This window comes from Nocardiopsis sp. FIRDI 009 (assembly GCF_003386285.1).
Classification (GTDB): domain Bacteria; phylum Actinomycetota; class Actinomycetes; order Streptosporangiales; family Streptosporangiaceae; genus Nocardiopsis.
The window spans coordinates 96790-108739 of record NZ_QPNC01000009.1 but is presented as its reverse complement, the minus strand read 5'-3'; the positions used below and the strand labels follow the sequence as shown (position 1 = coordinate 108739).

Genomic DNA, 11950 nt, shown 5'->3' with positions numbered 1-11950 from the left:
CGGGGACCCGGGTCCCCGACCTTCCTAGTCGGCGGCCGTCCCCACCGGGTTCCCCCTCTCCGCGGGCGCCGCGGCCTCGGCGGGCGGGCGGGTCCTCGACACCCGTCCGACGGAGCCGCGGCGCTTGTTGTAGATGTCGAACGCCACCGCCATGAGCAGGACCAGGCCCTTGATGAGCTGCTGCCAGTCCACGCCCAGGCCGATCAGGGACATGCCGTTGTTGAGCACGCCCATGACCAGCGCCCCGATGACCGCCCCGACGACCGTCCCCACTCCGCCCGTGGCGGAGGCCCCGCCGATGAAGGCGGCCGCGATCGCGTCGAGCTCGAACATGGTCCCGGCGCCCGGCGTGGCGGCGTTGAGCCTGGCCGTGAACACCACCCCGGCGAGGGAGGAGAGCACGCCCATGTTGACGAACACCCAGAACGTGGTGCGGCGGGTCCTGATCCCCGACAGCGCCGCGGCCTGCTCGCTGCCGCCGACGGCGTACACGCGCCGGCCGGCGGTCGTGGAGCGCATCACGAACGAGTAGCCCGCGATGAGCGCGATCAGGAGGAGCCCCACGACGGGCAGCCCGTTGTAGTCGGCCAGCACGTGGGCGAACGCCATGATCGCCGCCGTGGTCACCACCGAGGTCGCCGCCGTCACCGCCCTCGGCGGCACGGGCAGCCCGTACCCGAGGGAGCGGTTCCTGGACCGCCACTGGATCCACACGAGCACCGCGGCCCCCGCCGCTCCCAGGAGGAGGGTCGGAAGATGGAGTCCGTCGCCGTCCGATCCGGGCAGGAAACCGCTGGCGAGGACGCGCAGGGACGTCGGCAGCGGCGCGATGGACTCTCCCCCCAGCACGGCCAGGGTCGCGCCCCGGAACACCAGCATCCCGGCGAGCGTGACGATGAACGCGGGCACGCGCACATAGGCGATCCAGAACCCCTGCCAGGCGCCGATGAGCGCGCCCAGCAGCAGCGCCGAGGGGACGACCACGGGTGTCGGCAGCCCCCACGAGTTCAGCATGATCGCCGACACGGCGCCCGTGAACGCGACCACGGAGCCCACGGAGAGGTCGATGTGCCCCGTGACGATGACCAGCATCATGCCGATCGCCAGGATCAGGATGTAGGAGTTCTGCATGATCAGGTTGGTGACGTTGAGCGGCCTGAGCAGCAGTCCTCCGGTGAGGATCTGGAACAGCACGATGATGGCCACCAGGGCGATGGCCATGCCGTACTGGCGGGCGTTGTCGCGCATCAGCGCGGCGACCGGCCCCAGGAGTCGGGAGGTCGTGTTCTTCTCCGTCACGGGTGCTCCCCGGTTCTGGTCATGAGTCTCATGAGGGTCTCCTGGTCGGCCGACTCACCGGGGACCTCGCCGGTGATCCGGCCCTCGCACATCGTGTAGATCCGGTCGCACATGCCGAGGATCTCGGGCAGCTCGGAGGAGATGAGGAGCACGCACGCGCCCTCGGCGGCGAGCTGGCGGATGATCAGGTAGATCTCGTACTTGGCCCCGACGTCGATCCCTCGGGTGGGCTCGTCGAGGATGAGCAGTTCGGGTCGGGTGAACATCCACTTGCCCAGTACGACCTTCTGCTGGTTGCCGCCGCTGAGGGTGCGCACGGTCTGGGTCGGGCCGTGGCTGCGCACCCGCATCCGGTCGATGACGCGCGCGGTCTCCACGGTCTCGCGCCCGGGGTCGACCACCCCGTGGTCGGACACCCGGTGCAGGGCGGCCAGGGTGGTGTTGCGGCGGATGTCGTCGTCGAGGACCAGGCCGAGTCCCTTGCGGTCCTCGGGCACGTAGGCGACGCCCCCGCGAACGGCCCGGGAGACGTCGTCCGTCCGCAGTTCCCCGCCGTCCCTGAACAGGGCGCCGCGGACGTACCGACCGTAGGAGCGGCCGAACAGGTTCATCGCGAACTCGGTGCGCCCGGCGCCCATGAGGCCCGCCATGCCCACCACCTCGCCCGCGCGCAGGGTCAGGTCGACCCCGTCGACCACGCGCCGACCGGCCTGGGTGGGGTGGTCCACGGTCCAGTCCCGGACCTCGAAGCGCACCTCGCCGACCCCGCCGACCCGGGGCGGGTGGCGCTGGTCCAGGTCGCGGCCGACCATCCCCCGGATGACGCGGTCCTCGTCGAGGCCGTCCGCCACGGTGAGGGTCTCCACGGTCCGTCCGTCACGGAGGATGGTGACCTCGTCGCAGACCCGGACGACCTCGTTGAGCTTGTGTGAGATGAGGATGCACGCCACCCCCTGGTCGCGCAGGTCCAGGAGGAGGTCGAGCAGACGGGTGCTCTCCCGCTCGTTCAGCGCCGAGGTCGGCTCGTCCAGGATCAGGAGCCGCACCCGCTTGGCCAGGGCCTTGGCGATCTCCACGAGCTGTTGGGCGCCGACGCTGAGCTCCGAGACGGGTGTCGCGGGGTTCTCGTCCAGACCGACCCTCCGCAGGAGGGCGCGCGCCTCGGCGTGGGTGGCGCCCCAGTCGACGATCCCGTAGCGGCTCCGCTCGTGGCCGAGGAAGACGTTCTCGCTGATCGACAGCTGCGGGACCAGGGCCAACTCCTGGTGGATGATGGCGATCCCGGCGCGTTCACTGTCGGCGACGCCGGTGAACGCGCACGGTCGGCCGTCCATGAGGATCTCGCCCTCGTAGGAGCCGGCCTGGTGCACCCCGCTGAGCACCTTCATCAGGGTGGACTTGCCCGCGCCGTTCTCTCCCATGAGGGCGTGGATCCGCCCGTGGCCGACGTCCAGCGACACGTCGTCCAGGGCGCGCACACCGGGGAACTCCTTGCGGATGCCGCGCATCAGCAGGAGCGGTTCGGCTGTCATCGCAGGTCCGACTCCTCGTAGTAGCCGCTGCCGACCAGCACCTCGTGGTAGTTGTCGATGTCGACCGAGACGGGTTCGAGCAGGTAGGAGGGGACGACCCGGGCGCCGTTGTCGTAGCTCTCGGTGTCGTTGACCGGGACCTCCTCCCCCTCGACCACGGCCTCGACCATGGTCACGGTCTGTTCGGCCAGGGCGCGGGTGTCCTTGAACACGGTCTGGGTCTGCTCCCCGGCGATGATGGACATGACCGAGGCGACCTCGGCGTCCTGTCCGGTGACGACGGGGAAGGGTCGGCTGTCCGTGCCGTAGCCGACCGCGCGCAGCGATTCGATCACCCCGAGGCTGATCCCGTCGTAGGGCGACAGGACCGCGTGCACCTCCTCGTCGGAGTAGTTGGCACTGAGCAGGTTGTCCATGCGGGCCTGGGCGGTGGCTCCGTCCCAGCGGTGGATGGCGATCTGCTCCATCCCGGTCTGGCCGCTGCGGACGACGAGGGTCCCGTCGTCGATGTGGGGCTGGAGCACCGACATCGCCCCGTCGTTGAAGAAGTAGGCGTTGTTGTCGTCGGGCGAGCCGCCGAACAGCTCGATGTTGAACGGGCCCTCCCCGCTTTCCAGGTCGAGGGCGTCGACGATGTACCGGCCCTGGAGGACGCCCACCTCGAAGTTGTCGAAGGTGGCGTAGTAGTCGACGTGCTCGCTGCCGCGGATGAGCCGGTCGTAGGCGATGACGGGGATGTCGCCGGCGTCGGCCATGTCGAGCACGTCGCCGAGGGCCTCGCCGTCGACGGCGGCGATGACCAGCACGTCGGCGCCCCGCGTGATCATGTTCTCGATCTGGGCGACCTGGTCCTCCACGACGTCCTCGGCGTACTGGAGGTCGGTGCCGAAGCCGCGGGACTCGAATTCGGCGACCATGTTCTCGCCGTCGTTGATCCAGCGCTCGGAGGACTGGGTGGGCATGGAGATGCCGACGACGCCCCGTTCGCCCTCGGGGCGGGCGGCGTCGCCCACGCCCCCGCACCCGGTGAGCAGGAGAGATGCCGTGAGTAGTGCTGCCGCAGTGGTCAGGTGTCCGCGCATGGGTGCCTCGTTTCTCAGCCGCGGTCGGTGGACAGGGTGACGACGGACCAGGAGACCGGGGGCAGGACCGCGGTGAGCCGTCCGTCCTCCAGCCGGACGTCCTCGTTGGCCGAGGGCGTGACCCGGTCCGGCTGGTCCGCTGTGTTGGTCGCGTACGTGTCGGGGTCGGACAGGGTGAGCGCCTCGGTGACCTTCTCCGCGCGCAGGCCCCGCAGGTCGGCGCCGAGGGTGACCGGTTGGTCGACGGAGCGGTTGACGATGAACAGGGCCGCCGTGCCGCAGTCGGGGTCGTGGGTGAGTGCGGCGTCGACGACGGGCACCTCGCCGTACCTCGCGGTGTCCTGGACGGGGGCGGTCACGTCGGCGCGCACCACCCGGCCGACGGCGGAGCGGGCGGTGAGGGCGAAGGGGTGGAAGATGGTCTGCCGCCAGGCGGGACCGCCCGGTTCGGTCATGATCGGGGCGATGACGTTGGCGAGCTGGGCCTGGCTGGCGGCGGTGACGCGGTCACCGTGCCGGAGGAGGCTGATGAGCATGTTGCCGACCACGACGGCGTCGGCGACGTTGTAGCGGTCCTCGATGACGCGGGGCGCCACCCGCCAGTCGTCGGTGGGCTGGACGGCCGCCTGTTCCTGGAAACGGCTCAGGTACCACACGTTCCACTCGTCGAAGGAGAGCTGGATCCGTTTGGGGTCGCGCAGCCTGGCTCCGACGGCGTCGGCGGTGGCGACCACCGAGTCGATGAAGTGGTCCATGTCGGTGACCGAGCCGAGGAAGCTGGCCAGGTCGCCGTCGTGTTCCTCGTAGTAGGCGTGCAGGGAGATGTGGGAGACGGCGTCGTAGGTCTCCTCCAGGACGGTGGCCTCCCACGAGCCGAAGGTCGGCATCGACGATCCGGAGCTGCCGCACACGACCAGTTCCAGGTCCCGGTCGGCCATCCGCATGGCGCGGGCGACCCGGGCGGCCTTGCGGCCGTAGGAGCGGGCGTCGAGGTGGCCGATCTGCCAGGGGCCGTCCATCTCGTTGCCCAGGCACCACATGCGGATGTCGTGGGGCTCGGGGTGTCCGTGGGCGGCGCGCAGATCCGACAGGCGGGTGCCGCCGGGGTGGTTGGCGTACTCCAGCAGGTCCAGGGCCTCCTGGAGGCCGCGGGTGCCGAGGTTGACGGCCATCATCGGCTCGATGCCGAGCCGTCGGCACCAGGTCATGAACTCGTTCAGGCCGAACTGGTTGGTCTCCAGGCTGTGCCAGGCCAGTTCGCGGCGGACCGGCCGGTCCGCCTTGGGACCGACCCCGTCCTCCCACCGGTAGCCGGAGACGAAGTTGCCGCCGGGGTAGCGCACGGTGGTGACGCCGAGTTCGCGGACGAGGTCGGCCACGTCCCGCCGGAACCCGTCGGCGTCGGCGGTGGGGTGGTCGGGCTCGTAGAGGCCGGTGTAGACGCAACGGCCCATGTGTTCGACGAAGGAGCCGAACGTGCGGCGGTGGACCGGGGCGACGACCGCCCCGGGGTCGGTGGTCAGGGACGCGTTGAGCATGCGTTCTCCGTTCCGGAAACTGTTCTTCTCAGCGGACGTACGGCCAGCCGTCGGGGGTCCACAGCAGTTCGCGCAGGGCCATGCGGAAGTCGAGGTCGGGACCCAGGTCGGTGTCGTAGTAGTGGTGGGCGAGCAGACCGCCGGAGACGGACTGGCCGCCGGAGCCGGTGATGGTGCCCTCCTCGGCGGCGATCACGGTGCCGCCTCCCCGGAGCAGGGGGACGCCGTCGGCGTCGACGTAGGGGCCGGTGACGTCGGTGGAGCGGCCGACGGCGATCTTGTAGTCGGCGCCGACCCGGCAGCAGGCGTCGAAGGAGACGAACAGGTAGTAGTAGCCGCCACGGTGGACGATCGCCGGCCCCTCCACGGCGTTGGGCGGTTCCCGGCGGTCGGCCAGGTGCAGGACCTCGGCGCCGTCGGCGACGCCTCCGCCGGGCATGTCGAGTTCGACCATCCGGATGCCGCTCCAGTAGGAGCCGAAGGCCATCCAGTGACGCCCCTTGGCGTCGGCCACGACCGCGGGGTCGATGGCGTTGTACGGGTCGCCGGGGAAGGACGCGAACACCGCCCCCCGGTCGACCCACGCGTAGTCGGGGTCCTCCGGGTCGAGGGTGGTGTTGGTGGCCAGGGCGATCAGTGAGCGGTTGGAACCGAACGTGGAGGCCGAGTAGTACAGGTAGTAGGTGCCGTCGAAGTGGTGGATCTCCGGGGCCCACAGGGTCTCGACTCCGGGGATCGCCTCGGTGATCCACGCGGGCCTGGTGTCCCACACCGTTCCGGTGTAGGTCCAGTGGCGGCCGTCGGGGGAGCTGCGGATCTGGATGTTGCCGTCGCCGATCTCGGGGTGGCCCGTCCCGAAGACGTACCAGTCCTCTCCGGGGCCGCCCCGGTGGAGGGCGGGGTCGTGGACGCGCAGCCCCCCGGCGAACGGGTGGACGTCGTCGGGCTGGTGGCCGAAGACCGGCAGCCCGGGGTTGTTGGGCGGCACGTCCCAGTCGTCCCGCCCGGCGAAGGCGGGTGCGGCCAGGGTCAGGGTCAGGGCGGCGGTGGTCAGGACCGCCGCGATCCGGGTGAGCGCGCGTTTCATGGGGGCTCCTGGAGGTGGGGGGCGGGTCAGCCCTTGATCCCGGCTCCGGCGACACCGGTGACGACGTGCCGCTGGAACAGCAGGAAGACGATGAGCAGGGGGAAGGCGCCGAGCACGGCGGAGGCCATGTCCCGGGCGTACTGGATGCCGTAGCCGCCCGTGACGGTGCCCAGGCCCACGGGGAGGGTCATCATCTGCGGGTCGTTGACCACGATGAACGGCCACAGGAAGTTGTTCCACGCACCGATGAACGTGAAGATCCCGACCGCCGTGAGCACCGGGCGCGACAGCGGAAGGACGACGTTCCACAGGATCCGCACGGGACCGGCGCCGTCGAGCCGGGCCGCGTCCTCGTAGTCGCGGGGGATGGCGTCGAAGAACCGTTTGAGGACGAACACGAACACCGGGGCGACCACCTGCGGCAGCGCGATCCCCCAGTAGGTGTCCACCAGGCCCATCTGGGTCATGAGGACGAACTGCGGCACGATCAGGACCTGCGGCGGGATGAGGATGCCGCCGATGACCAGAGCGAACAGCCAGGGTCTGCCCCGGAAGTCGAACCGGGAGAAGCCGTAGGCGGCCAGGACGCACAGCACCAGGGTGAGCGCGGTGACGATCACGGTGGTGATGAGGGAGTTCACCGTCCATCGGACGATGCCTCCGCCGCCCAGGACGAGCGCGTACGCCTCCCAGGTGAGGTTGGAGGTGAGCCACGCCGGTGGCATCGCGGTCGTCTCTCCCTCGGGTTTGACCGAGGTGGCGAAGGCCCACAGCAGGGGGGTGAGCCAGGCGAGGGCGGCCAGGACGGCGACCGTGTACAGGGCGGCGGCGCCGACGGGGAACCGGCGACGGCCGCGGACGGGGGCGCGTGTGGCGGCGTCGGCGTTCGGCGCGGACGGCGCCTCGGTGGTGGTGGCCATCACGCCTCCTCCTTCCGGGTGAACAGTCGGAACTGGGCGATGGAGGCGACGATGATCAAGGCCATGAAGATGTAGGCCATGGACGAGGCCAGGCCGATCCGCAGACCGACGAACCCGGAGTCGTAGACGTACTGGATGACGGTGCGGGTGGAGAAGTTGGGGCCGCCCATCGTCATCAGGTAGATCTGCTCGAACACGCGCAGCGAGCCGATGAGCTGGAGGACGGTGATGAGCGCGGTGGTGCGGGTCAGCATCGGCAGGGTGATCCGTCCGACGCGCTGCCAGGCCCCCGCCCCGTCGATGGCGGCGGCCTCGTAGACGTCCCCGGGGATGGACCGCATGGCGGCCAGGTACAGCAGGTAGTTGAACCCGACCTGCCACCACGCGGTGGCGATGACCACGGAGAACATCGCCGTGTCCTCGCTGAACAGCCACTCGGGACCCTCGATCCCGAACCGGCCCAGCGTGCCGTTGAACAGGCCCAGGCTGGGGTTGTACATCCACCCCCAGATGAGGGTCATCACCGTGACCGGCAGCACGAACGGGGCGAAGAACGAGAACCGGAGGAACCAGCCGAGGCGGCGGGCGTGGTCGGTCAGCAGGGCCAGGCCGAGGGCGAGCAGCACCATGAGGGGCACGCTCAGGAGCGTGAACCACAACGTGTTCCACAGGGAGGCGTGGAGGGCGGGGTCGGTCAGGCTCTCCCGCCAGTTGTCCACGCCCACGAAGGAGACCGGCCCCCCGGCCAGGCTGCGGTCGGTGAAGGTGTAGCCGAGGCCGACGACGGCGGGCCAGAGCAGGAAGAGGACGTAGAAGGCGAGGAAGGGCAGAACGAACCACAGGCCGGTCCAGGCGGGCGGTCCGCCGCGGACGTCGACGAGGTCCCGGGGCGCCGGGGGGACCGCTTCGGGTGGGGTTCGGGGTGCGGGAACGTGGGTCCTCTGGGTCATGGCGGGCTCCCTCACACCGGCGACGGAACGGACAGCAGACTGCGGATGGTGCGTTTGAGCTGGTCCAGCGCCTCTTCCGGGGTCTGGGTCCCCTGGTGGAGGGTGGTCAGCGCACCGGTCGCCTCGTCCTGGAGCCGTCCGGCCGATCCGCTGAACCAGGCCCGGGGCTCGAACTGCACGTTCTCGGCGGCCTCGCGGTACTCGGACTGGGGGTGCAACGCGTCGTACTCGGCGCTCTCCACGACCGGCTGGTAGGCCGGGACGTGGCCGCCCTCCGCCCAGGTGATGCTGTTGCGCAGCATCCACGCGGCGTACTCGGCGGCGGCCCGGGTGCGTTCGGGATCGCGGTCGCGCTGGTGTGGGAACACGTAGCAGTGCGAGTCGCCCCGTGTGCGGTGGTTGCCGAACACGTTCGGGAACTGGGTGGCGGAGAACCCCACCCCCGTGGCCTCCAGGGTCGGGATCTCCCAGTTGCCGTGGATCATCAGTCCGGCCCGGCCGTTGGACAGGTTGGCGGCGGTGTCGGCCAACATGGAGTGGCGGGGCGCGAGCCCCTCCTCGGAGAGGCGGTACAGGACCTCCATCGCGGCCAGGGCCCGGTCGTCGTCCATCTCGTAGTCGTCCTCGCCGAAGACGATGTCCCCGTCCTGCTGGCGGTAGAGCGCCCAGAAGTTCGCCCAGGGGTTCCAGGTGTCGACGGACAGGCCGTAGGCGCCGGTGACGTTCCTGATCTCGCGCAGCATGGCGAGGTAGTCGTCCAGTCCGGTGGTCTCGACGAGCCGGTCCTCCTCGTCGAGCAGCCCGGCCCGGCGGCACACGTCCAGGTTGTAGAACTGGATGAGCACGTGGGTGTCGATGGGGATGGCGTACAGCCGTCCGTCGAAGAAGCACTGCTCCCAGATGTGGGGCAGCACGACGGTGTCATCGATGCCGAACCCGGCCAGGAGATCCGGGTCGATCGGGTCCAGCAGGCGGCCGGGCGCCAGGCTCTCCAGTCGGGAGACGTGCACGGTGGCGATGTCGGCGCCGCGCCCGCCCGCCGCGCCCATGGCGACCTTGGTGTAGAACGGGGCGCCCCAGTCGAAGGTGGTGGCGCGGAGGTCGATACCGGGATGTTCGGCCCGGTAGGCGTCGTGCATCTCGATCATCCGCAGCCCGTCGCCGCCCGAGAACAGGTTCCACTGCCGCAACCGGGTACGGCCGTCGAGCAGGGTGTCGGGTGGGGCGCAGGCCGTGGTGCCCAGCGCGGCGGCGCCGAGCCCGGCGGCCGTGCCGAGGAAGGCCCGGCGGCCCATCCCGGGGGCGGTCCCCCGGGACGGGTCGCGGGTGGTGTTCTGGGGGTGGTGGGCGCGCACGGTGTGGCTCCTCGCGCTTGGGGGATGAGGGGTGTCGTGCCTGGGGGTGCCGGGCGGGGTCAGACCCGGACGAGCTCGATCCCGGCCTGTTCGCAGAAGGCCCGCCAGTCCTCCCCGCGCCGACCGGTGTTCATGACCATGTGGTGGGTGCCTCCGGCGCGGAGCCAGGCGTCCACGCAGCCGCGGATCCCGGTGTCGGGGCGGAACTGGCCGTAGGGCATCTCCAGCGCGGGCAGCGGCGGGGCGTCGATCACCTCGCCCTCGGCGACCACCAGCCGGTAGTCCTCGCCGCCGAGGGAGACGAGCGAGGCCAGTGTCGCCGGGCCCGGCCGGTACCGGAACAGGATCGTGGGCGGGTCGTCGAGGCCGCCGATGCCGAGCGGGCGCTTGATCAGCCGGACGGGCTCGTCGTCGCGGGCGATCCGCCAGTTCCCCTCCCCCATGTGGCTCATGAGGACGGAGTCGCTGGGGAAGTCCATGGCGTACATCTCGGTGAAGTGCCCGTCACCCGCGAGCTGGTGGCCCGCGTACACGATGGAGGCGGCCAGGATGTCGCCCTCCCCCGCGAATCCGTAGCCCTTGGCCATGAGGTTGGCGGCCGCGGCCATGGGCAGCCGCGCGAAGCGGCCGTCCTCCGCGATGGCGTCGAAGTGGGTGGAGTAGGCCCCGCACCCGTGCTCGACCAGGAGTTCCTCGATGCCCAGCTGCATGCGGGCGTGGTCCTGGCGTTCCTCCTCGGACAGGCGGGGGTCGATCTCGAACCGCTCGTCCTCCCAGGTCAGGAGGGCGTCGACGGCGGACTTGGGGAGCGCTCCCATCCGTCGGCGCAGGACGCCGGGGGCGATGGTGACGATCTCCGGGCCCAGGGCGCGCATCAGTGCGGTCTCGTCGGTGCGCGCGTCGCCCATGCCGTTCATCGCGTAGCCGAAGACCCCGACCCTGAGCCGCTTCCAGGCGGTCACCGCCCGGGCCGCGCGCGCCCAACGGCCCACCCGCTCGACGAAGGCGTCGCCGTGCCACTCCTCGGTGATCACCTCGAAGGGCAGGCCCGCGCGCACCATGGCGTTGGCGGTGTCCTGGGCGCCGTGGATGCCCTGGTTGTAGGTCATCTCGTCCATGCCCCAGGCGGCGGTGACGTTCGGGTCGGGCTGGATGTTGGCCAGGGCGACCGGCAGCCGCATCCGGCTGAACACGCGGGTGACCCGCAGGGAGGGTCCGTAGGTGAGCATGACGACGAGGACGCCGTCCAGGTCCTGTTCCTCGAAGGACCGCATGACGCGTTCGGCGTCGTCACGGCCCCGGACGGGCTCGGCGGCCACGCAGTCGGCCACGGGGGCGAGCCGTTCGGCGACCTCGCGGGCGTAGGCGGCCTGGCGCTCGGTGATGCCCGGGATCATGTCGTCGTACAGGGGCTGCATGATCCCGAACAGGCCGATGCGGGGCCGCCGGGTCGCGTTCGGCGCGGGTGCGGTGTGGGTCACGGGGTCTCCGTCCGTTGGCCGTAGACGTTCTGGTAGCGGTCGTGGAGGGCGTCGACGTGTTCCTGGGGCAGCCGCTCCAGCGGGCCGTGCTGGCGTGCCAGGTGCACGGTGCGGGCCACGTCCTCGCACATCACCGCGGCCTTGACGGCGGCGGTGGGGGTGGCGCCGATGGTGAAGACACCGTGACCGTGCATGAGGACGGCGGGTGAGCGGTGGTCCTCCAGGGTCGCGACCACGCCCTCGCCGATCTCGGCACCGCCGATGAGGGCGAACGGCCCGACCGGGATGTCGCCGCCGAACTCGTCGGCCATCGCGGTGATCACGCACGGGATGGGCTCGCCCCGGGCCGCCCAGGCGGTGGCGTAGGGGCTGTGGGTGTGGACGACGGCGCCCACGTCGGGGCGGGCCCGGTAGACGTGGGCGTGCGAGCCGGTGTCGCTCGACGGGGCGTGCCGCCCGTCGACCGCGGTCCCCTCCAGGTCGCACACGACCATGGACTCGGGCCGCAGGTCCTCGTAGGACACGCCGCTGGGTTTGATCACCATCAGGTCGGTTCCGGGGACCCTGGCCGAGACGTTGCCGCTCGTCCACGTGACCAGGTTCCAGCGGAGGAGCTCCCCGTGCAGTGCGCAGACCTCGCGCCGTACGGAGGCGATGGCGTCGGCGTGCTCGACCACGCGGGGGTCGGGGGCCGTCATCGTCTCTC

10 protein-coding genes are annotated in these 11950 nt (G+C 70.8%); all 10 read right to left on the bottom strand.

Going from position 1 to position 11950, the window contains the following annotated elements:
* Positions 1-24 precede the first annotated feature (24 nt).
* Positions 25-1248, bottom strand: coding sequence for a multiple monosaccharide ABC transporter permease (mmsB, locus tag DVR05_RS07200; protein ID WP_116245336.1), 1224 nt, complete (start codon positions 1246-1248; stop codon positions 25-27).
* Between the two features lie 47 nt (positions 1249-1295).
* The gene (locus DVR05_RS07195) at positions 1296-2831 is read right to left on the bottom strand and encodes a sugar ABC transporter ATP-binding protein (protein ID WP_116245036.1); all 1536 of its coding nucleotides are present in this window, start codon (positions 2829-2831) and stop codon (positions 1296-1298) included.
* Positions 2828-3913, bottom strand: coding sequence for a multiple monosaccharide ABC transporter substrate-binding protein (gene chvE, locus DVR05_RS07190; RefSeq protein ID WP_116245035.1), 1086 nt, complete (start codon positions 3911-3913; stop codon positions 2828-2830). Before chvE ends, DVR05_RS07195 begins: the two co-directional genes overlap by 4 nt.
* Before the next feature lie 14 nt (positions 3914-3927).
* Positions 3928-5451 (bottom strand): alpha-N-arabinofuranosidase, encoded by a 1524-nt coding sequence (locus tag DVR05_RS07185; RefSeq protein WP_116245034.1) that lies wholly within the window; start codon positions 5449-5451, stop codon positions 3928-3930.
* A 28-nt stretch (positions 5452-5479) separates the two neighbouring features.
* A complete protein-coding gene (locus DVR05_RS07180; RefSeq protein ID WP_116245033.1) occupies positions 5480-6538 on the bottom strand; it encodes an arabinan endo-1,5-alpha-L-arabinosidase in 1059 nt (352 codons plus the stop codon).
* A gap of 26 nt (positions 6539-6564) precedes the next feature.
* Complete coding sequence (locus DVR05_RS07175) at positions 6565-7458, bottom strand: carbohydrate ABC transporter permease (protein WP_116245032.1); 894 nt, start codon at positions 7456-7458, stop codon at positions 6565-6567.
* Entirely contained in the window at positions 7458-8408 is a 951-nt protein-coding gene (locus DVR05_RS07170; protein WP_116245031.1) for a carbohydrate ABC transporter permease, read from the bottom strand. Before DVR05_RS07170 ends, DVR05_RS07175 begins: the two co-directional genes overlap by 1 nt.
* Positions 8409-8419: 11 nt before the next feature.
* Positions 8420-9703: an extracellular solute-binding protein gene (locus DVR05_RS07165; RefSeq protein WP_116245335.1), complete on the bottom strand. Its 1284-nt coding sequence runs from the start codon at positions 9701-9703 to the stop codon at positions 8420-8422.
* A 119-nt stretch (positions 9704-9822) separates the two neighbouring features.
* A complete protein-coding gene (locus DVR05_RS07160; protein ID WP_255423014.1) occupies positions 9823-11244 on the bottom strand; it encodes an L-fucose/L-arabinose isomerase family protein in 1422 nt (473 codons plus the stop codon).
* Positions 11241-11942 carry an L-ribulose-5-phosphate 4-epimerase gene (locus DVR05_RS07155; protein WP_116245030.1) on the bottom strand — a complete coding sequence of 234 codons (702 nt, stop codon included), beginning with the start codon at positions 11940-11942 and terminating at the stop codon, positions 11241-11243. Before DVR05_RS07155 ends, DVR05_RS07160 begins: the two co-directional genes overlap by 4 nt.
* Positions 11943-11950: the final 8 nt, after the last annotated feature.